Consider the following 25,751-nt stretch of genomic DNA (forward strand, 5'->3'; position numbering starts at 1 on the left):
TAATACTTAAAATATATATCAATAGTCAATTTTGCTTTAAAATGTAAGTGGCTCTTATTAAATATTCAAAATTAAACGCTAATGTTCGCAAAGGCATTACATTTAGCAAAGATCTCGGGCAAGCATTGCTGAGTAAAACGCCATTGTCACCGATCTGAAGGTTATTTAAATATCTTAGTGGACTCTGCGTTAAAAATACTATTTGCAGGCAAAGTAAATTGATAATTGACATTATAAATTCCTACTTTTTAAACTTTTAATTTCTAAATATTTTCTTATTACAACATATATTTCTATACATTTTGTAACATTTAATTCACTTTTCGTACTAATTGATAAACAATTTCTAAATTTTATGAAAAAGCGACTTCTTTCTGCTGCTGCCGTAGCTTTCTTCGGGCTAATGCTGAATGCACAGCAAATCAAATTCGAAGAGTATGACCTTCCCAATGGTCTTCACGTAATTCTTCATCAGGATAACTCGGCGCCGGTTGTAACAACAGGTGTAATGTACCATGTAGGTGCAAAGGATGAAGTAAAAGGCAGAACAGGTTTTGCTCACTTCTTTGAACACCTTTTATTTGAGGGAACTCCTAATATCAAAAGAGGAGACTGGTTCAAGATTGTTTCTTCAAACGGAGGACAGAACAATGCCAACACCACCAATGACAGAACGTATTACTATGAAACATTCCCTTCTAACAACGAACAGCTTGGACTTTGGATGGAAGCTGAAAGAATGCGTCACGCTGTCATCAATCAGGTGGGTGTAGATACTCAGAGAGAGGTTGTAAAAGAAGAAAAAAGATTAAGAATGGATAACCAGCCTTATGGAAATCTTTTCACAACTATTCAGAAAAATTTATTTACCAATCACCCGTACAACTGGCCTACAATCGGTTCTATGGAAGATCTGAATTCTGCTAAATTAGAAGAATTCCAGGCGTTCTACAAGAAGTTTTACGTACCGAATAACGCCACTTTGGTTGTTGCAGGAGATATCAAACCTGAACAGACTAAAAAATGGATCGAAACCTATTATGGAGGAATTCCAAAAGGAACTTTATATCCAAAAGATTTCCCTAAAGATGCTCCTATCACTCAGGAAAAAGAAGTAACGGCAACAGACCCGAACATCCAGCTTCCTGCTTATGTTTTCGCGTACAGAACTCCGGCTAACAAAGAGAAAGATGCTTATGTTTTAGATATGCTTTCTTCTTATTTAAGTAATGGAAAATCTTCGGTTTTATATAAAAAATTAGTTGATCAGGACAAAAAAGCACTTCAGGTAGCTGCTTTTAACCAAGGGCTGGAAGATTACAGTATTTTCGCCTTCTTCGCGATCCCGATGGGACAGACTACAAAGCAGGCTTTACAAGCTGACATTGATGCTGAAATCAAAAATCTTCAGACTACATTAATCTCTGAAGATGATTATCAAAAACTTCAAAACCAGTACGAAAATCAGTTTGTAAATGCTAACTCAAGCATTCAGGGAATTGCTGCTTCATTGGCAACCAACCACGTATTGATGGGTGACACGAATTTGATCAATAAAGAAATCGACATTTACAGATCTATCACAAGACAGGATCTTCAAAATGCTGCTAAAAAGTATCTTAATTCCAACCAAAGAATAATCATTAACTACGTACCTGAGAAAAAGTAATCATTTCAACTTTTAAGGTTACAATATGATTATTAAAAATTAAATTTTTACAAATGAAAAAGCAATTAACATATATAGCTGCAGCGTTTTTCTTTACAGGAATGGTTTCAGCACAAAAAATAGATCTTAATGCAATGCCGAAGCCGGGACCTACTCCTGCGATTAACATTGCTAAGCCAAAAACTTTCCAGCTAAGCAACGGTCTTACAGTAATGGTAGTTGAGAACAACAAGCTGCCAAGAGTAAGTGCAAGCCTTTCTATGGACAGACCTCCTTACAATGAAGGAGCTGTAACTGGGGTAAGCGGAATCATGGCTGAACAGTTTGAAAACGGAACTACGAATATCTCCAAAGATGATTTCAACAAAAAAGTGGACTACCTTGGGGCAAATCTTAATTTCTCTTCAGGAGGTGCTTCTGCCAACTCACTTTCAAAATATTTCCCTGAAGTATTAGGCCTGATGGCTGATGCAATTATTAATCCTAAATTCTCTGCTGAGGAAATTCAAAACTCTAAAGAAAGAGCTATTGAAGGATTAAAATCTGAGGAAAAAAATGCTTCTTCTATCGCGGAAAGAGTTTCAAACGCTTTGATGTATGGAAAAAATACTTCAAGAGGTGAATTTGAAACTGTTGAATCGATTAACAAAATCCAGCTTGCTGATGTACAGAACATCTATAAAAAATACTACGCTCCGGACAATGCTTATTTAGTAATCGTTGGAGACGTAAAGTTTGACCAGGTAAAACCTTTGATCGAGAAAGCTTTCAATGGCTGGAAAAAAGCAAATACCCCTGTTGCACAATTAGAGCCAGCTTCTAATGTTGCGAAAACAGAAATTAATGTAGTGGATGTTCCTTCTGCTGTACAGTCTGTTGTTTCTCTAAACAACTTGAACACGTTGAAAATGAAAGATGCCAATTATTTCCCTGCAACAATTGCCAATTACATCCTTGGAGGTGGTGGTGAAGCAAGACTTTTCATGAACCTTAGAGAGAAGAACGGATTTACTTACGGTGCTTATTCAAATATGGTAGCAAGCAAGTATTCTCCTGAATTTTCTGCAAGTGCGAGTGTAAGAAATGAGGTTACAGACAAAGCGGTTAAGGAATTCATGAATGAACTTAATGCTATTTCTACGGTAAAACCAGAAGAATTGGCAAATGCAAAAGCAAAGCTGAAAGGTTCTTTCATCATGTCCTTAGAGCAGCCTGCAACTATTGCAAGATTTGCATTGAACCAAAAAGTTCAGGATTTACCAGCTGATTTCTACACCAATTACCTGAAATCTATCGATAAAGTAACAGCTGCAGATGTTTCAAATGCTGTTAAGACTACCATTTTACCAAACCAAAGCAGAATTTTCATTGCAGGCAAAGCATCTGATATTTCTGAAGGATTGGAAAAATTAGGTTACCCTGTAAAATATTTTGATAAGGATGCAAACCCTGTTTCAAAACCAACTGTACAAAAAGTAGATGCAAGTGTTACGGTTGCCTCTATTGCAGATAAATACATCAATGCTATCGGAGGAAAAGCTAATTTGGCTAAAATTACTTCATATACTACGAATGCTTCAATGTCTATGCAAGGACAAAACATCGATTTTAAAATCGTTAAAGCACAAGGCGGAAAGGAGCTGACAACTGTAACAGCAATGGGACAGGTTGTTCAGAAGCAGGTATTTGATGGAAAAACCGGTTATTCTATGCAGATGGGACAAAAAATTGACATCACACCGGAAGAAATTGCTGAAAAACAAAAGAACCCGGAGCTTTTTGAAGAATTAGGTTTTGCAAAATCTGCTGATTATAAATTAGGAGGAATTGAGAAAATCGGAGGTGAAGATTCTTATGCAATTAAAAGTGGAGATACAACGTATTACTACAGCGTTGCAACAGGATTAAAAACCGGAGAAACAAAAAAAGTAAAAGCTAAGGGCCAGGAAGTGACAATCCCTACAACATTCTCTAATTACAAAGATGTAGAAGGGGTAAAAATGCCATATACAATCTCTGTAAGCCAGATGGGAATGGATATGACCATGAATGTAAAGTCTTATGAAATAAATAAGGCTACTGATGCTGATTTTAAATAATAACATCCAATTTTTATAGAAAAAGCGGCAACAATTGTTGCCGTTTTTATTTTTATCAACATTTGGCGATATCTTTCTTTGTCATTCAGTAAAAAAAGATTAAATTTGCCCATTCAAAAAGATATCAGAATTAATGGATACTATATTTACACTATTGATGGTTCTTGTTATGGTTGCCAGCGTTTTATTGGTAATTATCGTTATGGCACAAAATCCAAAAGGAGGAGGCCTTTCCAGTACATTCGGAGGTGCATCATCTGCACAGTTTGGAGTACAGAGAACCAATGATTTCATGGAAAAAGCAACATGGACTCTAGGCGGAACTATCATCGTTCTTATCCTTTTAAGCGTTGTTATTACAGGAAAGCCGTCTCAGGTAGCTCCTACACAAAAACAACCAGTGAAGAAAGAAGCTCCTGCAAAACAGTCAGCTCCTGCTTCTTCTACAACAATTCCGGTACAAACTCCTGCAGCACCGGCAAAATAAGAAGAATACCATCTTATATAAAACAAAAGCAACTCCAATTGAGTTGCTTTTTTATTTTAACTTGATCTTTTCAATCTGATAGCGAAGTTTCAGCCCTGCCTTTAAAAATGAATATTGTACAGGCTTCGATTCTTTATAATATTTATCAATAAAGATCTGCATGGCCCCATAAAATCTCTTGAGATATACTTCATTCTTAATAGTGCTTTCTCCTTTGTGATGAAGAATAGAAACTTTACCATAATAAAAGTTTTTGTAACCGTTTCTTAAGAAAGTATAGCAAAGATCAATATCTTCTCCATACATAAAATAAGCTTCATCCAGCCCTCCTATTTTTTCGTAAACGTCTTTTTTAGCCAGTAAAAAAGCGCCTGTCATAACTTCTATTTCAGCAACCGCATTTTCCTCAATGTCGTTTCTGTAATAAGACTTGGAATTATTCTTTTTAAAATTTGTAAACAGCTTTTCAAAAGAGTTAAACATATCCGGAACAGAACGTTTACTTTCAGGAAGAAAATTACCTTCCGCATCATGCATCCTCACTCCCAGACATCCGAATGCAGGCTGAGAATCGGCAAAATCCAGAAGTTCCTTCATATAAAACCCTTCAAATTCTGTATCAGGATTCAAAAGTAAAATATATTCTCCTTTTGCTGCCTGAATCGCCCGGTTGTTCGCTTTTGAAAAACCTCCGTTTATTTCAGAAGATATAAAATGTACGCCAGGAAACTCGGGAATAAGATCTGTCCAGGAATTGTCTGTAGAAGCATTATCAATAACAATCACTTCATAGTCTATCTCCTGTATATATTTCTGAAGTGACAAGAGGCAGCTTTTGAGCAATTGTACAACATTATAATTAACGATAATAACAGACAGCTTCATATTAATCCTTTTCGTTATATGGCAGCCTGTTGATAATGGATCTTCCTAAAGAAATTTCATCAGCATATTCCAGTTCATCTCCTACTGAAATTCCTCTTGCAATGCTGGAGAAATTCACATTGAAACTTTTAAATTTCTTATAGATATAATACGCTGTTGTATCTCCTTCCATCGTGGCACTCAATGCGAAAATAAATTCCTTCACCTTTCCATCATTCAATTTCTTTTCAATACTTGGAATATTTAACTGCCCGGGTCCTACTCCTTCCATTGGAGAAATTTTTCCGCCCAGGATCAGATACTTGCCTGTATATTTTCCGGTATTCTCAATAGCAATTACATCCCGTACATCTTCAACGATACAGATCAGTTCACCATTTCTCTTTTCATTGCTGCATATTTCACAGATGTCAAAATCTGAAAAATTATGACATTCTTTACAATATTTTATTTCATTGACAAGGTTAATCAGGGAGTTTCCAAGACTTACAGCTCTGGAATTGGGCTGCTTCAACAAATGCAGTGCTAATCTCAATGCGGTTTTTCTTCCAATCCCAGGCAGTCCCGAAATCTCGTCTACCGCCTTTGCCAATACTTTACTTGGATAATCCATAGGTACAAAAATAAGGATTAAAGTTGATAATTAATAGTGAATAGTCAATCGTCAGTTCGCTTCGCTTGTGAATTTTTATACAGTATAATAAATTTTTAACGCTGAGCGCGCTAAGATGTCTAAAGGTTAAAAAAATGATCGCAAAGGCGCTTTACTCAGCAATAAGAAGACTTGTATCTCAGCTGAACGAAGTGCCTTTGTGAACAAAACATAAAACAATAAACAACCCTTGCGAACTCAGCGTTTAATTTTATTTTTCACAAAAATCACCTTATAAATTTCCGTCAACATAATGTCTCAATATGATATTTTAAATTTCACCCATACCTGAGAACTCTAAAAAAACCTTTATATTTGCGGCTTAAATTAAATATGAAAAAAATTAACTAACATGGTACTTAACAATCTTAACTATCCCCTGGATTTCAAATTCAAAATCACTACTTTAGCAAGTGACTTCAATATTACTGACAAAAACGGAAATTATGTAGCGTATGTGCGTCAGAAAATGTTCAAGTTGAAAGAAGATGTTATCGTTTTCAATGATGAGAGCAAGTCTAAGGAACTTTTCAGAATCAAAGCTAATAAATGGATAGATTTCAACTCTTCGTATTCTTTGAATGATCTTATTGACAATAAAAACTTCGGTAGACTGGCAAGAAAAGGAATGCGTTCTATCTGGAAAGCAAGTTACGATATTCTGGATGCCCAAGATCAGCCTAAGTTTAAAGTTCAGGAAGACAGTGCATGGGTGAGATTCTGGGACAGCTTTGTAGGAGAACTTCCTATCATCGGAATGTTCACAGGATATTTCCTTAATCCATCTTATACGGTGACTGGTATTGATGGGAAAGCTTATTTTAAACTTAAAAAAATGCCTTCATTCTTCGGAAGAAGATTCCAGCTGGACAGACTGATCGATATTGATGATGAAGAAGAAAGTTTAGTAATCCTTTCTTTATTAATGATGACACTTCTTGAAAGAGCAAGAGGGTAAGAAAAATAATAAAACCACAAACACATGAAATATTTAATCATTTTATTTTCCGCATTTCTATTGGTAGCCTGCAAAAAGGAAAAAGAAACGGTTTCAGGTTCTCCTTCTGCCGATTCTTTACCTATTGCAAAAGATTCTGCTTCAACAGGTACATCTTCTGGAAATATTCTGGTGGGAACCATTCCGTTTCCTAAAGAAATTAAAGAATGCTCCTGCTATTTTGCGATAAGCAAAGCTGATTTTGAAAATGAAAGATACATCTACGCAGATGATGCCGGAAAAACTGCTTACATGATGCTGGATGGCAAAAGACTGGCTCTGAATCTTATCTCTTCAAGTGATATGGAGGTAGATGAATTGCTTACCAAAGAAATAGAAAATGATGATTACAAAATTTCCGTAAAAGGTAAAAAAATAAAAGGCGAAGAAGCTTTACTGTTTGAAGGGACCCTGACTATAGAGAAACCAGACGGAACTACATTTACGACTCCGATCTATGGAGAATGTGGATGCTAATAAAAGCAAAATCATACAACAAAAATGCTTCTGTATCTCACGGAAGCATTTTTTATTTTGTAAATTTGAGAAAAATAAAATTCAATGGAATTATCTAATATAGAACCGCAGATTATCTGGAAAAACTTCTCCAAATTAAATGCTGTTCCAAGACCTTCAAAAAAAGAGGAAAAAGTAATAGCTTTTATCAAGGGATTTGGTGAAAATTTAGGACTGGAAACTACGGTAGATGAAGTAGGAAACGTTATTATTAAGAAACCTGCCACTGCTGGCATGGAAAACCGTAAATCTATCGTGCTTCAATCGCACCTTGATATGGTTTGCCAGAAAAACAACGATGTTAATTTCGATTTTGAAACAGAAGGAATCAAAATGGAAATTGACGGTGACTGGGTAAAGGCAAAAGGAACTACTTTAGGAGCTGATAATGGTTTAGGAGTAGCAACCATTATGTCTATTCTTGAAAGTTCAGATATTCCACATCCTGCATTGGAGGCTCTTTTCACTATTGATGAAGAGACTGGAATGACGGGTGCTTTAGGACTAAAGCCAGGACAACTGACAGGACAAATTCTATTGAATCTTGATACTGAAGAGGATGATGAGATTGATATTGGCTGTGCAGGAGGTGTTGACGTAACTATCACTCAAAACTATGCTGCAGAAGCTCCCAAAGGACAAATTGTAAGACTTGAAGTAAAAGGTCTTCAGGGTGGACACTCCGGAATGGATATTCATAAAGGTTTCGGAAATGCCAATATTATTTTGGGAAGACTTCTTTACAGCGGACTGGAAAACCAGAATATTGAATTGGTTTCTATCGACAGCGGAGGTCTGAGAAATGCAATTCCAAGAGAAGGTGTAGCTCTAATTTCTGTGAGAAATGCTCAGGAATTTATAGAAAACGTAACGATTCTTAAGAAAGATATTTTAGAAGAATTTGCGACTGTAGAGCCGGGAATTCAGATCAATATTGAGAACTCCACGTCTTCTGACAAAGCAATTTCAGAAGGAGATTCTAAAAAAGTAATCCTTACTCTAAAAGCTCTTCATAATGGAGTATACAGAATGAGTCCGGATGTGGCTGATCTTGTAGAAGCTTCCAATAACGTAGCAAGAGTAGAATTGAAAGTTGGAGAACTTAAGATTTTAAACCTTACAAGATCTTCTGTAGATTCTTCAAAATATTCAGTGGCAGAACAATTGAAATCTGTAGCAGAATTGGCTGGAATGAATGTTGAATTCAGCGGTTCATATCCGGGATGGAAGCCAAAACCAGGCTCAGAGATTGTACAGCTGATGGAGAAACTTTACACAGAGAAATTCAGTGAGAAACCTCATGTAGTAGCTTGCCACGCAGGTCTTGAGTGTGGTATCATCGGTGCCAATTATCCGGAAATGGAAATGGTAAGCTTTGGACCAACGATCAGAGGGGCTCATTCTCCTGATGAAAAAGCGAACATTCCTTCAACTCAGAAATTCTGGAGTTTCCTGAAAGATATTTTAGCGAATATTCCTCAGAAGTAGAACATTAAAATTACTATATTCAATATCCAAAGTCTTATGATTTTGGATATTTTTAATTTTAATTGAAATAAAAATACTTCGACAAGCTCAGCATGACACAGCTAAAAATTTATACCTAAAAAAAGTTAGTATTAGAGATGTCATGCTGAGCTTGTCGAAGCATCCAAACCATAAAAAACCTTATACAATGAAAAGTATCACCGTATTCTGCGGCTCAAGTTTCGGCTCGCATGACATTTACAAAGAACAGGCATTTCTCCTTGGACAAACCTTGGCTAAACATGATATACAGCTTATTTATGGCGGTGCTGATGTTGGACTGATGGGAACGATTGCCGACGGAGCATTGAGTGAAAATGGTAGCGTCATTGGAGTCCTTCCCCACTTTTTACAAACCAAAGAAATTGCCCACAAAAATCTGACAGAACTCATCATTGTGGAAACGATGCATGAAAGAAAGACCAAAATGAATGAACTCTGCGATGGAGTTATCGTTCTGCCAGGTGGCTATGGAACACTGGAAGAACTCTTCGAGATGATCACATGGGCACAGCTGGGGCTTCATAAAAAACCGATCGGAATTTTGAATATAGATGGTTTTTATGATGATCTGATTAAATTGGTTCAGACTATGGTGGATAAAGGATTCCTAAAGCAGATAAATAGTGATATGCTGTTGATCAGTGATGCCATTGATGATTTACTTGAAAAGATGAGAAATTATCAGGCTCCTACTGTTGGAAAGTGGATTTCTAAGGAGGAAATATAAGTTTTATAGTCATTTATATGAATAACTATAACGTTAATAAAGAGATGTTTGGAGTTGCCACAGTATTTGTAACTATACTCGTTATTGTTCCTGCTCTTTCTTCTTATTTTATGGAAGATTGTAAGACTGCAATGGAAAGAGTCAAGAAGCAAAAATGTAAAATTAGAGTCGAAAGTATTGAAGGTATAAAATCTCTTAAATTAAAGGGAACTATTCCTGAAAGCATTCAACCTTGTGAATGTTCTGAAGATGGCCAATGGTGGGTTTCCTATAAAAATGAAATAAACCCTGGAGATTACTTTATAAAGAATGAAGGGGAAAGTCATTTCGAAATTATCAAAGAAGACACTCTCATCAGACATGAATTTACATGTTCACCGGAATAAAACAGTAAACCTAATAAAAGCAAAACCCGTCCGGAAAATCCGGACGGGTTTCTTATTAAGATTAAAAAATATTTTCTAAGGATAAGGAGCAATTTCCACTTCGAGCCCTTCCATGGCATCGGCAATATGCAGCTGGCATCCCAATCTGCTGTTTTCTTTCACATGGAAAGCTTCACCCAACATAGCATCTTCTTCATCTCCCATTGGTTCCAGACCAGGATCATTGATTACATATACCTGGCATGAAGCACACATCGCCATTCCTCCACATACACCAATAGTACCTTCTTCTGCCAATTCATAGGAACGGATAATTTCCATTAGGTTCATGGACATATCCGTAGGAGCTACGACATCGTGGGTTACCCCTTCTCTGTCGGTAATTTTAATATTAACATCTGACATAATTCTGCAAAATTAGTCAATTTTTTTCACAACTGCCTTCTCTGCTTCTTTACGGCTTCCGTCAAATCCGTCAACACCACTTACCGTTGTATATTTTAAAACGAATTTTTTCCCTGGATTAAGTCTGTTATATACACTCTGACACATCAAAGTAGCTTCGTGGAAACCACAAAGAATTAATTTCAGTTTTCCAGGATAGGTGTTGATATCTCCGATGGCATAGATTCCGTCAATGTTCGTCTGGTAATCTAAAGCGTTATTTACAACGATTGCATTCTTCTCGATATTTAATCCCCAGTTCCCGATCTCTCCAAGTTTTGGAGTCAATCCGAATAATGGAATAAAATAATCTGTTTCAATATCATAAGCTTCTTGACCGTCAACCTGTACCGTGATCGCTTCTACTTTTCCGTCACCTTTAATAGCTGTAACTTCTGCTGGAGTGATTAATTTAATCTTCCCCTGATTCTTCAGGTCCTGAACTTTTTCTACAGAATCCAAAGCGCCTCTGAATTCATTTCTTCTGTGAATCAATGTAACTTCGCTGGCAACATTTGACAAGAAAACACTCCAGTCAAGAGCAGAATCACCACCTCCGGCAATAACTACTTTTTTATTTCTGAAATGCTCAGGCTCTTTCACAAAGTATTCAAGGCCTTTTTCTTCGTAATCTGCAATATTATCCATCGTAGGTTTTCTAGGTTCAAAAGTACCCAAACCACCGGCAATGGCAATAGCTTTACATCTGTGAACAGTTCCTTTGTTGGTAATTACTTCAAACCATTCATCATCTACTTTAGTATAAGAAACAGCGGTTTCTCCCAAAGTGAATCCAGGCTGAAACTGCTTGATCTGTTCCATCAAATTATCCACCAATTCCCCAGCATTTACTGAAGGATAACCTGGAATATCAAAGATAGGTTTTTTAGGATACAGTTCTGCCAACTGCCCTCCCGGCTGTGGAAGCGCATCAATAATATGGCACTTCATTTTTAATAAACCAGCTTCAAAAACTGCAAAAAGTCCTGTAGGTCCCGCACCTATGATCAATATATCAGTGGTTATCATAATATTTAAGATAATTTAATTATACATGTAACTGCAAATTTACTAATTTTAATGCGAAGCATATTTAATTGATTCTAAATAAAAACCTGAGATTTGTCAAATATCTATCATTTAAGATTTTAAATTTGGCAATGTTTTTGTAAATGTCTTGTTATGAAGAAAATTTTAAACCTTTTTGCAGTATTTATATTCTTTTTAGGCTCAGCCCAGATTGATAATATCGCGGACGGAGAATCTATCACTCTCAGAATACATTACGGCTTCCTTAACGCAGGAACAGCGAACCTTACTACAAAACAGACCAATTACAAAGGGATTCCCCATCTGTATGTAAAAGGAACAGGACAAACTACCGGCGCCGTAAAAGCATTCTTCAAGGTGGAAGATTTATATGAAAGTTTCATCAATACCCAAACAGGATTACCAAGTTTCTACGTCAGAAATGTACGTGAAGGAAGCTATCGCCAGCATTTTGAAACGGTTTTTAATCACGATAATAATACATTAATTTTAACAGATAAAAAAACTCCTGCCAATGGCTCTAAGGTTCTAAAATCAGTAAAAGGGGTTCAGGATATGCTTTCATGTTTTTACTATTTAAGGAGTAAAAGCCCGGATGAATTGAAGGTGGGAACCATCATCAATATGAATGTATGGATTGATGACGAGATGTTTCCATTTCAGTTAAAAGTAACAGGAACAGAAAATTTAAAGACAAAATTCGGTACCATCAATTGTTTAAAGATTATTCCATCTGTAAAAAGCGGACGAGTATTTAAAGAAAAAGAAGGCGTAACTATGTGGGTTTCCAATGATGCCAATCATATTCCGATGCTGTTGAAAGCTGAACTGGCAGTAGGTTCACTGAAAGCCAGTATTGATGATTACAAAAACGTAAAATATCCTTTAAAGTTCAGCAAATAACAATTGTAAGTTTTTAAAGATACAGCCTGTAAATTTTACAGGCTTTTTTTATTGCTAATGTAATATATCCTTAACACGGATTGTCTTAATAATAGAGGCAGATAAAAGAGTTGCAGCATGTCAATACTTCCATTGAGGTACCAAGCGGATCCGAACCGAAGTATAGATATAAGAGACAGACACGTGTAAATTTTTCAATAAGATCAGTTTTTAATTACGTTTTGTTTCTTAGGTCAGTAATTAAAAACAAAAAACCTCCGGAGCTCCGGAGGTTTGATTTTTTATAGTGTTTTGAACTGTTCGAGTGTTCTGATATCATTTTCAAAGAACATTCTGATGTCACTCATCTGGTAAAGAAGCATTGTAATTCTTTCAATTCCCATTCCGAATGCATATCCTGAATATTTCTCAGAATCGATATTCACATTTTTCAGTACGGCAGGGTCTACCATTCCGCATCCCATGATCTCCAGCCATCCTGTTCCTTTTGTAATTCTGTAATCTGTTTCAGAGTTTAATCCCCAATACACATCAATTTCAGCACTCGGCTCAGTGAACGGGAAGAAAGAAGGTCTCATTCTGATCTTAGATTTTCCGAAAAGTTCAGTAGTAAAGAACTGGATTGTTTGCTTTAAATCTGCAAAACTTACATTTTCATCAATATATAATCCCTCAATCTGGTGGAAGATACAGTGAGAACGTGAAGAGATGGCTTCATTTCTGAAAACTCTTCCCGGAGATAAAATCCTGATTGGAGGCTGATTTTCTTCCATAAAACGAGTTTGTACAGAAGATGTATGTGTTCTCAAAAGAATATCAGGATTCTGCTCAATAAAGAATGTATCCTGCATATCTCTTGCCGGGTGATATTCCGGAAGATTAAGTGCCGTAAAGTTATGCCAGTCATCTTCAATCTCTGGTCCGTCTGCTACTGCAAAACCAATAGATTTAAAGATTTCAATAATTCTGTTTTTTACCAGATTAATTGGGTGTCTTGAACCCAATTCCAATGGAAATTCAGGTCTTGTAAGATCTTCTTTTTCTACGACAACAGAAGATTCAGAAGAATTTTTCAAATCTTCCAATTTTACAGCAACTGCCTGTTTCAAAGTATTGATCTTCTGTCCGAAATCTTTCTTCTGGTCGTTAGGAACTTCTTTTAATGTTTCGTAAAAATCATTAAGAACCCCTTTTTTACCGTTGTACTTGATTCGGAAGTTTTCGATATCTTCCCTAGAGGTAGCATTGAAGCCGTTTACTTCGATCAGTAGTTCTTCTATCTTTTCTATCATTATTTTACCCTTTCAAAATGTTTTGCAAAAATACGATTTTAAGTTGAATAATAAGTCCGTCAAAAAAAAATCTGCCTCTTTTTCGGGAGGCAGACTTCAATCACTTATTTCACTTAAATAAAAAAATTATTTCTTTTCTAAAGCTTTAACGTTGATCTGAAGAGTCACCTCGTCTTTAATCACACCGTTTTCAGCAGGAGCCTGGAACTTCACCCCAAACTCTTCTCTTTTGATATCCTTTGGTTCAGTAGCTACACTTACCACTCCGTCTTTTACAGAAACATTAGCCTTAAACTGAACGGATTTTGTAATTCCTTTAATTGTTAAATTACCATCCAAAAGAGTATTGTAATCACCTTCTGTAGCCGGAGTAACTTTTGTAATTTCATAAGAAGCCGTTGGAAATTTTTCAACTTCAAAGAAATCACCGCTCTTCAGGTGGCCGTTTAATTTTCCCATATCTTCCGGGCTGTCTTTCAAATCCACAGAAGTTAATGAGTTCATATCAGCAACGAATTTTCCGCTTTCCAGTTTTCCGTCTTTCACTGTCACATCTCCGCTTTCAAACCTGATTGTTCCAAAATGACTTGTATTCTCAGATTTAAAAACTTTATATCCCTTCCATTCAACTTTACTGTTTAGCGTATCCAAAGTGAACTGGCTACCTTCTTTGGTAGTCGTCACCTCATTACTCTCACTGGTAAGCGGTTTATCTTTTTTACAAGAAACCATTACAGCAGCAACGAATAAAGCAGGAATCGCTATCGAAAACAGTTTTTTTCTCATTTTTGATTTATTTTTATTAGTTCCGCTAATATAATAAAAAAAATTATGTTTTCATAAAAACCTTACATTTGTAATATGCTATTAGAAATAAACAATTTATTTTTCTCTCATAACAAAGAAAATCCCCTGTTTCAGAACCTTAATATAAGGTTTGAAGAAAACAGAATTATAGCTCTTGCGGGAGAAAGCGGATGCGGAAAATCCACTCTTCTCAATCTTATTTATGGTCTTCTTGATTGGGAAAGTGGAGAAATTATTTTTAACGGAACAAAGCTTTTGGGACCGAAAGGGAATCTTGTTCCCGGAGAACCGGAAATGAAATTCGTAGCACAGAATTTTGATCTTATGCCTTATGCTACAGTTGCCGAAAATGTAGGAAAGTTTATTTCTAATATCAATTTAAGACAAAAAAAAGAAACCGTAACGGAACTTCTGGAAGTAGTGGGTCTTCAGGAATTTGCGAACGTACTTCCCAAATATTTAAGTGGCGGACAACAGCAGAGAGTGGCCATTGCCAGAGCATTGTCTGTGCTTCCAAAGCTCCTGATTTTAGACGAACCATTCAGTAATCTGGATTTTCCGAGAAAAATTGAGCTTCGAGAAAGACTTTTCAGATATGTAAAGCAGCATGGAGTTTCTTTAATCATCTCTACTCACGAACTTCAGGAGATTATGCCGTGGCTGGATCAGATTGTTATTCTTCAGGACGGAAGACTGATTCAGAATGACAGTCCGGAAGAGACCTACAGACACCCTTACAACTCTTATGTTGCAAAATTATTCGGAGAAGTGAATATTTTCAGTGAAAACGAGGCTGAAGACTTCCAGCTTCCCAAATTCTCTTATTATCCCAAAGAAATCAAAATTACAGAATCCGGCCTCGAAGCCGAAGTTCTGGAAAGCAGATTTGCAGGAAACTATTATTGGAATAAGCTAAGAACAAAGGAAAAAGAACTTGTAGTTTATACAGATGAGAGCATATCAGGATCTATAAATATTTCATTTATTTAAAGACAAAAAGGCAGGGCTATTATTATATACGGGACATTTTCCCTTTTCTCTGTGTTTTACATAACTTATACATTTACTTACACTTATCTATAAAAAAAATACAAACATAAGAATTGGTTATTCAAACTTTTTCTTACATTTGTACTTCCAAAGCTTAAGGAAATTTTTGGTTATTTCTCTTTCTGCCTTCCAGACGGACATTAGCAATCTTGCAATTAAGTCTTAGAAAGATTACACTGTCCAATTTTTTCCTTTTCTTATTTTTAAGACATAAGAAAACAGTAATTTCTTATGCTTTCTTTACAAACTCTGATTTAAGAGCCATTGCCCCGAAACCATCAATTTTGCAGTCAATATTATGATCACTTCCTGGTCTTAAACGGATATTTTTCACTTTGGTTCCTGCTTTTACCGGTTTTGGAGCTCCTTTTACAGGAAGATCTTTTACTACGACTACAGAATCTCCATCCTGAAGTTCGTTTCCATTTGAATCTAATATTTTTCCTTCGTTAGCTGCTTCAGTAGCCGCTTCTGCAGGATCCCATTCGTGGAAACACTGGGAACAGACCATCATATTATCGCTCGGATAGGTAAACTCAGAGCTGCATTTCGGACAAAGTACTGTATCACTCATATTTTTTATTTTTTGCAAAGGTAGAGCTTTTTAGAGGTTGAAGTCAAGAGGGAATAATTTGGATAACGGAAGAGTAATTAAGATTAAACGCTAAGGTTCGCTAAATTTGCTCATAATGTAGATTTTTTTCGCAAAGGCATTTCATTTAGCAAAGAGAGAATCATTGCTGAGTAAAACGCCTTTGCGATCCTTCTTAAAAAACTATACGATTTCTTAGCGGTCTTTGCGTTAAAATTTATTTATACTTATAAAAATCTACAATCGAAGCGGATTGACCATTCACTATCACCATCAGCCTGCCATTCTTAAACTCTCACATCCCAAATTCCAAACTCTCAATTAAAAGTCGTATTTTTGCAGATTCAAACAGCGAAGCAAACTTATGGAACTTATTCACAGAAACTTGGCAATCGGAATTCACGATGCCTTACAGGAGACATTTTTTGAGAAAAACAAATATGCAGATAAAGTTATTGAAAGGCTTTTGAAAGCAAACAGAAAATGGGGAAGCCAGGACAGAGCTGTTGTTTCTGAAATTTTTTACAATATTATCCGTTGGAAAAAACGTCTTGAATATTATATGGGGGAAGGTGTAAAGCCCAACAACATTTACAAGCTTATCATCGCCTATTTACTTTGGAGTAAAACCAATTATAAAAAGTTTGAAGAATTTGACGGAATCAAAATTGCCGACATTCTTACCAAACTTAAAAAGAATACAGTTCCTACAAAAGCAATAGAGCATTCTATTCCTGAATGGCTTGCTGAAACTCTTGAAAAAGAACTTGGAGCTAAATGGGAAAGAGAAATGATTGCTTTGAATGAGCAGGCACCCACTGTTCTAAGAGCAAATTCTTTAAGAACAACAACAAAAGAACTTATTTCTGACCTTACTGATGAAGGTGTTGTTTCTTTTCCTATTAAAAATTATCCTGATGCTGTTCAGTTAGAAGAGAAGAAGAATGTTTTTCTTACCACAGCGTTTAAAGAAGGATTATTTGAAGTTCAGGATGCTTCTTCTCAAAAGATCGGTTATTTCCTTGATGTGCAGGAAGGACAAAGAGTGGTAGATGCATGTGCAGGTGCGGGAGGAAAAACACTTCACTTAGCAGCATTAATGAAAAACAAAGGCCAGATTATTGCCCTGGATATTTTCGAGTGGAAACTTGCCGAATTGAAGCGTCGTGCTAAAAGAGCTGGCGCCCACAATATTGAAACCCGTATGATTGCCGATAATAAAGTAATCAAACGTCTTCATGAAAAAGCTGACAGACTTCTGATTGATGCCCCATGTTCTGGTCTTGGAGTTTTAAAAAGAAATCCGGACAGTAAGTGGAAAATTGATCAGGACTTTATTGACAGAATTAAAAAAGAACAGCAGCAAATCCTTCAGGACTATTCTAAAATGCTTAAAAAAGGAGGAAAAATGGTATATGCAACATGTTCTATCCTTCCATCTGAAAACAATCTGCAGGTAGACGAATTCATCAAAAACAACCCCGGATTCAAAATGATTAAGGATGAAAAAGTAATGCCTAGCGAGGGTTATGACGGATTCTATATGGCTTTGATTGAGAGAATTTCTTAATCCAAACCCAATAACAATATATAAAACTACTCTATTTTTTGGAGTAGTTTTTTTTATTTAAAAATCTTTCTAAAAAAATGTAACATTTTTTGTAACATTTAAAGCACATTGTCTACTAACTGTATAGATTAAACCGGTTTGATGCTGTGGAAACTTTAGAATAACTTTGCAGCAAACTCATTTTATTTATGCATACAAGAATTGTTTTCAATTTTCTAGCCATCTTCTTATACTGTCTGTTTTCTGCACAGACCTATGAAATTCAGTATACCAATTCATATAACGGAAAAACAAATACAGACCAGCCCTCTACTATCGTTTGGGTTAATGAGAAAGAAAATTTCATTCTCAACAGTACAATCAAAGAACAAAAAAGCAGCTTCCCTTATGAAATTACTAAGGTAGAAAAGCCATCAAATACTATTGTTTCGTATGCTTTTTTAAAACCGGGATCTACTATTTCAACATCAGATACTGAGTCTGTGGGAAAGCAGGATTTTGAACTCACCAATGAAACTAAAAAGATTCTAGGGTACACTTGTAAAAAAGCAGTCACAAAGGTCAACTCAAACACCATTGAGATCTGGTACACGAATGATTTGAAGCTAAAAGGCGGGCCTTCTGTTTTAGGACAGAATTTAGGACTGGTTCTGGAAGTCGAAAGAAATAAAAACTCTTTAATTACAGCCAGTTCGATCAAAAAAATCAAGGATACAGGAATTGAAAATATAGTAAAGGGAAATATACAGACAACGGATCAGTTGGGGTATAAAGATTTGCTTTGGAAAAGCAGATTTACTACGCTGAATGTTTTTGAAAATGAAACCATCAATTTCTCTGATTCCTCAAAATCTGATGACCAGATAAAAAGATATGCCAACGGAACCATCATTCTTAAAAAAGTAAAATTCCCTGCGATTACAGAAGGAGAAAATATTTTTGTAGAACTGAAACAACAGTCGAACGGGGATGCCTATGACAGAACCGGAACAATATTTTTCATCCCTCAGGATAAGGAAAAATCTTTTTTTGATGGATTGGAAAAAGGAGCAAAAACACTTCCTGTCTATGAAAATGGAAACGGAAAGCAATATTACGGGATAACATCTACAGACAACTATAGCCCTGCTACGGAAATGATGAGATTTTTTACCGCTTTTGGAATCCAGAAGTTCAATCATATTCAGCTTAAAGGAAAAAACTGGCAGACCATCAGCCCTTACCGGCAGGATATTACAGAGCTTAAGCCTGCATTATCAGGAAAAGAAATTTGGGTAGGTACATTTATTGGCAACTATGACAAAGGAGGACATCAGGTGAGTCTTGATATTACCATTCACAAAAGCGATCAGACAGTTAATAAAAACAATACAGCGATACCATTATTCAATACTTTAAATATTATGGAAATGGCCGGGCAGGACTACTCTACGATGTTCAATCAGGATAAAGGACTCCTTGTTAATTTCACTTTAAATAAAGATTTGAAAAATGCTCAGTTAAGATATACTACAACCGGACATGGAGGCTGGGAAAACGGCGATGAGTTTGTTCCTAAAGCCAATTCTATTTTCGTTGATGGAAATCAAATATTTTCATTCGTCCCATGGAGAACAGACTGTGGTTCGTACCGTTTGTACAATCCGGCATCAGGAAATTTTCAGGACGGTCTTTCTTCATCAGACCTCAGCAGATCAAACTGGTGTCCGGGAACGGTTACCAATCCTAACTTCATTCCTCTTGGAGATTTGAAAGCCGGAAAACATACGATTCAGGTGAAAATTCCTCAAGGAGCTTCCGAAGGCACAAGTTTCAGTTCATGGAATGTTTCGGGAACGTTACTTGGGGTACAATAAAAACAAAACCTTCTTGCATGAGAATTGCAAGAAGGTAAAAACACAAATGATGAAAAAAAATTATTTCGAGCCACAAAGTAAGGGTTAAAATTCATATAATTAATTACCATAGATTAATAAATATGTCATTTTTATTTTGTATGGAAATATCACAAATTTTAGCCTGACGAAAAAAATCAATCAAAAACACGCCAAACCGAACAAATAGTTAATATTTTTAACTTTAAAATATTAATTGATTAAAAATATTCCGTTTCAAACATTTTTAATTGTTATTTATAAACATCAACTTTACTTTTGTCTCATAAATAATAGAAATTATGTGTGGAATTGTATGTTTATTTGACGCCAAGCAGAAAACTGAAGTATTAAGACCTCAGGTGTTGGAAATGTCAAAAAAAATCCGTCACAGAGGACCGGATTGGAGTGGAGTTTTTCAGGATGAAAAAGTAATTTTCTCTCACGAAAGACTTGCTATTGTAGATCCTACCTCTGGAAAACAACCTTTATTTACAAAAGACGGAAAAGTAGTATTAGCTGTGAACGGCGAAATCTACAACCATAGAGAACTCAAAGAAGAATTTCCTGATTATGAGTTCCAAACTCAGTCTGACTGCGAGGTAATCCTTGCTCTTTACAGAAAGTACGGAAAAGATTTCGTTGAAAAACTGAACGGGATTTTCGCCTTCGCATTATATGATACTGAAAATGACGTCTATCTTATCGCCCGTGACCACATGGGAATATGCCCTCTTTATCAAGGCTGGGACAAAAACGGAAACTATTATGTAGCTTCTGAATTAAAAGCCCTTGAAGGAGTATGCAAGAAAATCGAAACTTTCTTACCGGGTCATTTCGTTTACAGTCCGGACGGCACAGAGCTTCAGCAATGGTATACAAGAGACTGGGACAGCTTCGATCATGTGAAAGAAAACGAAACAGATATCGCAAAATTGAGAAAAGGCCTTGAGGATGCTGTTCACAGACAACTGATGAGTGATGTTCCTTATGGTGTACTTCTTTCCGGAGGTTTAGATTCCTCAGTAATTTCAGCGATTACCGCAAAATTTGCCCGCCAGAGAGTTGAAAGTGGAGACACACAGGAAGCCTGGTATCCAAGACTTCACAGTTTTGCTGTAGGGCTTGTAGGTTCTCCCGATCTGGCTGCTGCACAAACAGCTGCAAAACACATCGGATCTGTTCACCATGAAGTTAACTTTACCGTACAGGAAGGGCTGGATGCTGTACGCGATGTAATTTACCATCTGGAAACGTATGACGTAACAACAATCAGGGCATCCACCCCGATGTATCTTCTGGCAAGAGTAATTAAGTCTATGGGGATAAAAATGGTGCTTTCAGGAGAAGGTTCTGATGAATTATTCGGTGGTTATTTATATTTCCATAAAGCTCCAAACGCAAAAGAATTCCACGATGAAACGGTAAGAAAATTAGGCAAACTTCACCTGTATGACTGCTTAAGAGCTAACAAGGCATTAATGAGCTGGGGAATTGAAGGCAGAGTTCCCTTCCTTGACAAAGAATTTATGGATATTGCCATGACTCTTAACCCAAAAGATAAAATGATCAATACGGCTGAAGGAAAAATCGAAAAATGGGTTTTGAGAAAAGCCTTTGAAGATATGCTTCCTGATTCTATTGTCTGGAGACAGAAAGAACAGTTCTCAGATGGTGTAGGCTACTCATGGATCGATACCTTAAAAGAAGTTGCAGAAAAAGAAGTGACGGATGAAATGATGGCTAACGCGAGATTCAGATTTCCGCTAAATACTCCTCAGAACAAAGAAGAATACAGATACAGAACTATTTTTGAAGAACATTTCCCAAGTGAAACGGCAGCAGCTACTGTCCCTTCTGTTCCATCTGTCGCATGCTCCACTCCTATCGCCTTAGAATGGGATGAAGCCTTCAAAAAAATGAATGATCCGAGCGGAAGAGCTGTGAAAGTACATGAAACGTCGTATTAGATTATGTTATTGTTTCGGGATATTTTAACGCAGAGTACGCTAAGATATTTCCATTAGTGTTTAAGAACGATCGCAAAGGCGTTTCACTTAGCAACAGACAAACTGATATCCTCGCTGAACGAAGTGCCCTTGTGAACGAAATATATGGGATTAAAATATAAACCTTGCGACCATAGCGTTTATTTAACCTTGCCAATAATATTAATTCACTAATTAAAATATATATTTTTTTCATTCAAACATATAACTCCCTCAGTTATAATTTATCAATCCTGTAGCAATACAGGATTTTCTTTTGAATTAACAATAACAATATGGCATAATTTAACTGACAATCCAAAATAATATCTAATAAATAATTATATTTGGAAAACGAAAATATCAATTATAAAAAAATGAGAAGAAACCTAACTGTTTTATTTGCCTTATTAGCCATAAGTTTTGCTTTTGGACAAGGAAAATATGGCAAATATCTGAATTCAAAGAAGCTTGCTTTGGCTTATAAGAGTGTAAAAGATCAGGATAAAGATGATTATTACCAACAATTCTACTGGCTTGTAAAAGCAGAGCAGCTAAAAACGTATCCTCACCTTAAAGATATAAAACCTGTTGTTTTATATGAATTTGTAAAATATGTAAATCCTCAGAATCCAACAAAAAAACTGGATGCCAGAGGTAAAGAACTCAGAGCAACTGCAGAATTATCTTTAAATCAATATTTTAAAAATAAAAAATTTGAAAACAATTCTGTTTTAATGTATAACCTTGAAACCTATGTAGATCCTTCAAAAGGGCAATACTACACAAAGGTTGATCCTGAAAAAATCAAGGAACTTGTACCGAAAGAATTATTTGCTTTCAACTCATTCAACAGAAATATAGGAGAAGAAAAGACGTATTATCTTTGGATTGATAAGAAAAAAGACGATTTGAATATTGTAGATATCATTCCTAGCGAAAAAGAAGACAAAGCTTTCTACGCAAGACTGAAACAATATCTTCCAAGCTATAAGTTTTCGAAATATGTTCCTACTGTAAAAAAAGGAAACAAATCTGATAAAACAGACATTGAATATTATTACATCATGCCGTTTGAGCAGAATACCGATAACATCGAATACAAAACAAAGGATTTCAAAACTTTCACTTTAAGCCAGTACAGAAAAGCCGGTGATGAATGGAAAGGAGTAGAAAAACCTAGAAAATAAATCAAAAAGTCCTGTGAAATTTCACAGGACTTTTTTAATTTTATATGGATTTCTTTATCTAAAGATCAAACCGCTTAAAGAAGGCGGTTCATCACATAAAACAAGTCTGGACATTTTTCACGTTCCAGCCTATACAAAATGACAGAAGCAAACACACAACAGACATCCATAAAGAAAATACTTCCCTTAATTCTGGCCACTGCTATTTTTATGCAGATGCTGGATTCCACGATCCTGAACACTTCTCTGCCCGCTATTGCAAAAGATCTGCACGAGTCTCCACTTAATATGCAGAACGCCATTATCAGCTATGTTCTGACGTTAGCTGTTTTCATGCCTGCCAGCGGATTTCTGGCAGACCGGTTCGGGACCAAAAAAGTATTTATTTTCTCGTTGGTACTGTTCAGCTTAGGTTCCTTGTTTTGTTCCTTGTCTCAGAATCTTACCCATTTGGTAATTTCAAGGGTCATCCAGGGAGTCGGAGGAAGTTTAATGACTCCTGTCGGAAAGCTGGCATTAATCAAAACATTTGATAAAAGTGAGCTCCTTAAAGCAATGAACTTTGCCATTATTCCGGCTCTTATTGGTCCTGTACTTGGTCCGTTAGTCGGAGGTTATATGGTAGATTACCTTTCATGGCACTGGATATTTCTGATCAATATCCCGATTGGTGTTTTAGGAATTCTTTTAGGATTAAAATTCATGCCCAATTACAAGTCGGATGATGTTGATTTTGATTTAAAAGGCTTTTTAATTTTTGCAGCGGCCTCCCTCCTGCTTTCCGTTTCACTGGAACTTTTTGGGGACATGCAGAATATCACTCCTGTTTTACTTGTATTCATTATGGGCTTCCTGTTTCTGTATTATTATTACAAACATGCTAAAAGAGGAGGAAATCCTATCTTCCCGTTAAACCTTTTTCAGGTGAGAACTTTTCGGGTAGGTATCGTGGGAAACCTGGCCACCAGATTAGGAATCAGTTCTGTTCCGTTATTGCTTCCCCTGATGATTCAGATTGCGTATAAACAATCAGCAGTAACTTCAGGCTGGATTATTGCTCCCATGGCTTTAACGGCAATCTTCGGGAAATCCTCAGTAATTAAAATTCTTGATAAATATGGCTATCGTCAGACTTTAATGATCAATACATTCATCATCGGAACGCTGATCTGCCTGCTCGCTATACCTGATATACATACTTCCTTATATTGGTTTATTCCCATTATCGCAGTATTAGGTTTTTTCAACTCTATACAGTTCACCTCTATGAATACCATTTCTATTGCTGACCTTCGGAATTTTCAGACCAGCAGCGGAAACTCTTTAATTTCAGTGAATCAACAGCTAGCTATCGGTTTCGGAATTGCATTCGGACTGATTGTTTTAAAGCTGTTTGAAAATACAGATCTTATTAATGGTGAAATTCACAATGCCTTTCGACTCACATTTCTCACGGTAGGAATATTGACAATTTTATCAGGATTTGTTTTCAGAAGGCTACACATTTCAGATGGAAAGAATATGAAGTCGAAGGAAGATTAAAGTATGAAACTTAAATGGTAAATTTGAAACTTCACGCTGTACATTTTGCCTTTCTACGCTTCCTACGAACTTAACACAGATCAATGCTTTTCGCATATAACTATGGTAATTTTGTTAACATAATCAACAATGTGATGGCAACTAAAAAAATAGAAATCGTAGTATCTCCGAGACCTGCACACTTTGTAGGCGATGGATTCAGGGTTCATAATTTTATTCCGGGAGTATCCGGATTAGATATGAAAAGAATGGACCCGTTTATTATGCTTGATTACAATTCAAAATTTCATTTCAATGGTTCCGAAAAACCAAGAGGAGTGGGAGTTCATCCGCACAGAGGTTTTGAAACAGTAACAATAGCGTATAGCGGAAAAGTAGAACACCATGACAGTGCTGGCGGCGGCGGTGTTATAGGAGAAGGTGACGTTCAGTGGATGACCGCAGCAAAAGGAGTTCTTCATAAAGAGTACCATGAAACAGCATGGGCAAAAGAAGGAGGAATTTTTCAGATGGTTCAGCTTTGGGTAAATCTTCCGGCAAAAAATAAAATGAGCTGCCCGAAATATCAGGCTATCGAAAATTCTAAAATGGAAAGAGTAGATTTAGGTGAAAATGGTTTTGTAGAAATAATTGCCGGCGAATATGACGGTCATAAAGGTCCTGCAAGTACTTTCACACCGGTTCATATGATGAATGCCAAACTTAAAGCAGGTGGAAAAGCTGATTTTAATTTTCCGGCTCATTTCAATACTGCAGCTTTGGTTATTGAAGGAAGTATTACCGTCAACGGTGAAGAAACGGTGAAGGCTGATCATTTTGCATTATTTAAAAATGAAGGTGAAACTTTCACTATTGAAGCAAAAGAAGATGCTGTTGTTTTAATTATCAGTGGTGAGCCTATCAATGAACCTATCTACCCTCATGGCCCTTTTGTAATGAATTCCAGAGAGGAAATCATGCAGGCTTTTGAGGATTTCAACACCGGGAAATTCGGATATCTTGAAGATTAAAAGAATTAAATTTATCTTAATCTTAGGTAATTCCTTTTTTATTAACTTTATATAATTGCAAACCTTATGGGTTTTGAAAACCTGTAAGGTTTAGCTATGATAACAAATAAGCTTTGCTCTATTACAGAAGCAGGCAATCCTTAATTCAAAAATTATGAAACCAGAATTTGAAAATATACCTCTTGTAAAAGCGGAAAAAAGATTTGAAATAGAATTCAACGGGCATTATGCATTTATAGATTACCGTGAGACAACACACCAGATTGCTTTGGTACATACTGAAGCAGATCCTGAACTGGCAGGAACAGGTGCAGCAGCAGCTGTGGTAGAGAAAACGCTCAATTATATCGAAGAAAGCGGGAAAAAGCTTCTTCCCTTCTGTCCTTACGTTTTCGCTTTTATCAAGAAACATCCTGAATGGAAACGTATCGTGGATGAGAAATTTGAAGGATATGACAAACTTTAAATTTCCTGTAAAACCCCCTCAATCT

Annotated in this window: 24 protein-coding genes; 17 read left to right on the forward strand and 7 right to left on the reverse strand. The window is 36.2% G+C overall.

Annotated features, from left to right (window positions below):
• Positions 1-355 precede the first annotated feature (355 nt).
• The 3 genes from ACPF63_RS16590 to secG all read left to right on the forward strand — a co-directional run bounded on the left by ACPF63_RS16590 (position 356) and on the right by secG (position 4,255).
• A complete protein-coding gene (locus ACPF63_RS16590) occupies positions 356-1,669 on the forward strand; it encodes a M16 family metallopeptidase (RefSeq protein WP_180565240.1) in 1,314 nt (437 codons plus the stop codon).
• A gap of 53 nt (positions 1,670-1,722) precedes the next feature.
• Positions 1,723-3,768 carry a M16 family metallopeptidase gene (locus tag ACPF63_RS16595; protein WP_426480653.1) on the forward strand — a complete coding sequence of 682 codons (2,046 nt, stop codon included), beginning with the start codon at positions 1,723-1,725 and terminating at the stop codon, positions 3,766-3,768.
• A gap of 133 nt (positions 3,769-3,901) precedes the next feature.
• Entirely contained in the window at positions 3,902-4,255 is a 354-nt protein-coding gene (gene secG / locus ACPF63_RS16600) for a preprotein translocase subunit SecG (protein ID WP_426480654.1), read from the forward strand.
• A gap of 51 nt (positions 4,256-4,306) precedes the next feature.
• Here secG and ACPF63_RS16605 read toward each other — a convergent pair whose 3' ends face one another.
• On the reverse strand, positions 4,307-5,146 hold the full coding sequence (locus tag ACPF63_RS16605; RefSeq protein WP_426483230.1) for a glycosyltransferase family 2 protein: 840 nt from the start codon (positions 5,144-5,146) through the stop codon (positions 4,307-4,309).
• Complete coding sequence (gene recR, locus ACPF63_RS16610) at positions 5,142-5,753, reverse strand: recombination mediator RecR (RefSeq protein WP_034697032.1); 612 nt, start codon at positions 5,751-5,753, stop codon at positions 5,142-5,144. The genes ACPF63_RS16605 and recR overlap by 5 nt, the downstream gene beginning before the upstream one ends.
• Positions 5,754-6,144: 391 nt before the next feature.
• Between recR and ACPF63_RS16615 the strand changes: the two genes are divergently transcribed.
• The 5 genes from ACPF63_RS16615 (at position 6,145) to ACPF63_RS16635 (ending at position 9,948) form a co-directional block, all read left to right on the forward strand.
• The gene (locus ACPF63_RS16615) at positions 6,145-6,750 is read left to right on the forward strand and encodes a hypothetical protein (RefSeq protein WP_426480655.1); all 606 of its coding nucleotides are present in this window, start codon (positions 6,145-6,147) and stop codon (positions 6,748-6,750) included.
• A 24-nt stretch (positions 6,751-6,774) separates the two neighbouring features.
• Positions 6,775-7,266: a hypothetical protein gene (locus ACPF63_RS16620; RefSeq protein WP_426480656.1), complete on the forward strand. Its 492-nt coding sequence runs from the start codon at positions 6,775-6,777 to the stop codon at positions 7,264-7,266.
• Between the two features lie 84 nt (positions 7,267-7,350).
• On the forward strand, positions 7,351-8,793 hold the full coding sequence (locus ACPF63_RS16625) for an aminoacyl-histidine dipeptidase (protein WP_426480657.1): 1,443 nt from the start codon (positions 7,351-7,353) through the stop codon (positions 8,791-8,793).
• Between the two features lie 187 nt (positions 8,794-8,980).
• A complete protein-coding gene (locus ACPF63_RS16630) occupies positions 8,981-9,562 on the forward strand; it encodes a TIGR00730 family Rossman fold protein (RefSeq protein ID WP_426480658.1) in 582 nt (193 codons plus the stop codon).
• A 17-nt stretch (positions 9,563-9,579) separates the two neighbouring features.
• On the forward strand, positions 9,580-9,948 hold the full coding sequence (locus ACPF63_RS16635; protein ID WP_426480659.1) for a hypothetical protein: 369 nt from the start codon (positions 9,580-9,582) through the stop codon (positions 9,946-9,948).
• Between the two features lie 75 nt (positions 9,949-10,023).
• Here ACPF63_RS16635 and ACPF63_RS16640 read toward each other — a convergent pair whose 3' ends face one another.
• Both ACPF63_RS16640 and ACPF63_RS16645 read right to left on the reverse strand, forming a co-directional pair.
• Positions 10,024-10,353, reverse strand: a complete 330-nt coding sequence (locus ACPF63_RS16640) for a 2Fe-2S iron-sulfur cluster binding domain-containing protein (RefSeq protein ID WP_047382628.1) — start codon at positions 10,351-10,353, stop codon at positions 10,024-10,026.
• A 12-nt stretch (positions 10,354-10,365) separates the two neighbouring features.
• On the reverse strand, positions 10,366-11,421 hold the full coding sequence (locus tag ACPF63_RS16645; protein WP_077414059.1) for an NAD(P)/FAD-dependent oxidoreductase: 1,056 nt from the start codon (positions 11,419-11,421) through the stop codon (positions 10,366-10,368).
• Positions 11,422-11,574: 153 nt separating this feature from the next.
• Here ACPF63_RS16645 and ACPF63_RS16650 point away from each other — a divergent pair, with 153 nt between their 5' ends.
• Positions 11,575-12,345 carry a DUF3108 domain-containing protein gene (locus tag ACPF63_RS16650; protein ID WP_077414057.1) on the forward strand — a complete coding sequence of 257 codons (771 nt, stop codon included), beginning with the start codon at positions 11,575-11,577 and terminating at the stop codon, positions 12,343-12,345.
• A gap of 281 nt (positions 12,346-12,626) precedes the next feature.
• Here ACPF63_RS16650 and pheS read toward each other — a convergent pair whose 3' ends face one another.
• Positions 12,627-13,637, reverse strand: a complete 1,011-nt coding sequence (gene pheS, locus ACPF63_RS16655; protein WP_077414055.1) for a phenylalanine--tRNA ligase subunit alpha — start codon at positions 13,635-13,637, stop codon at positions 12,627-12,629.
• A gap of 126 nt (positions 13,638-13,763) precedes the next feature.
• Entirely contained in the window at positions 13,764-14,423 is a 660-nt protein-coding gene (locus tag ACPF63_RS16660; RefSeq protein WP_077414054.1) for a YceI family protein, read from the reverse strand.
• A gap of 75 nt (positions 14,424-14,498) precedes the next feature.
• Between ACPF63_RS16660 and ACPF63_RS16665 the strand changes: the two genes are divergently transcribed.
• Positions 14,499-15,434 carry a sulfate/molybdate ABC transporter ATP-binding protein gene (locus ACPF63_RS16665; protein ID WP_426480660.1) on the forward strand — a complete coding sequence of 312 codons (936 nt, stop codon included), beginning with the start codon at positions 14,499-14,501 and terminating at the stop codon, positions 15,432-15,434.
• 289 nt (positions 15,435-15,723) lie between these two features.
• On the opposite strand, the gene ACPF63_RS16670 is transcribed toward ACPF63_RS16665, so the two are convergent.
• Positions 15,724-16,068, reverse strand: coding sequence for a zinc ribbon domain-containing protein YjdM (locus tag ACPF63_RS16670; protein WP_077414050.1), 345 nt, complete (start codon positions 16,066-16,068; stop codon positions 15,724-15,726).
• A gap of 382 nt (positions 16,069-16,450) precedes the next feature.
• On the opposite strand from ACPF63_RS16670, the gene ACPF63_RS16675 reads away from it, so the two are divergent.
• From ACPF63_RS16675 to ACPF63_RS16705, 7 genes are all read left to right on the forward strand, one after another.
• The gene (locus ACPF63_RS16675; protein WP_077414049.1) at positions 16,451-17,656 is read left to right on the forward strand and encodes an RsmB/NOP family class I SAM-dependent RNA methyltransferase; all 1,206 of its coding nucleotides are present in this window, start codon (positions 16,451-16,453) and stop codon (positions 17,654-17,656) included.
• A 188-nt stretch (positions 17,657-17,844) separates the two neighbouring features.
• Positions 17,845-19,512, forward strand: coding sequence for a GLPGLI family protein (locus ACPF63_RS16680; RefSeq protein WP_426480661.1), 1,668 nt, complete (start codon positions 17,845-17,847; stop codon positions 19,510-19,512).
• 320 nt (positions 19,513-19,832) lie between these two features.
• A complete protein-coding gene (gene asnB, locus ACPF63_RS16685) occupies positions 19,833-21,500 on the forward strand; it encodes an asparagine synthase B (protein WP_426480662.1) in 1,668 nt (555 codons plus the stop codon).
• Between the two features lie 395 nt (positions 21,501-21,895).
• Positions 21,896-22,708, forward strand: coding sequence for a hypothetical protein (locus ACPF63_RS16690; RefSeq protein ID WP_142719267.1), 813 nt, complete (start codon positions 21,896-21,898; stop codon positions 22,706-22,708).
• A 138-nt stretch (positions 22,709-22,846) separates the two neighbouring features.
• The gene (locus ACPF63_RS16695) at positions 22,847-24,250 is read left to right on the forward strand and encodes an MFS transporter (protein WP_426480663.1); all 1,404 of its coding nucleotides are present in this window, start codon (positions 22,847-22,849) and stop codon (positions 24,248-24,250) included.
• Positions 24,251-24,384: 134 nt separating this feature from the next.
• The gene (locus ACPF63_RS16700) at positions 24,385-25,260 is read left to right on the forward strand and encodes a pirin family protein (protein ID WP_426480664.1); all 876 of its coding nucleotides are present in this window, start codon (positions 24,385-24,387) and stop codon (positions 25,258-25,260) included.
• Between the two features lie 154 nt (positions 25,261-25,414).
• Positions 25,415-25,726, forward strand: a complete 312-nt coding sequence (locus ACPF63_RS16705; protein ID WP_149388378.1) for a GNAT family N-acetyltransferase — start codon at positions 25,415-25,417, stop codon at positions 25,724-25,726.
• Positions 25,727-25,751 lie beyond the last annotated feature (25 nt).

Source organism: Chryseobacterium sp. R2ACT005, assembly GCF_049949215.1.
Taxonomy (GTDB): Bacteria; Bacteroidota; Bacteroidia; order Flavobacteriales; family Weeksellaceae; genus Chryseobacterium.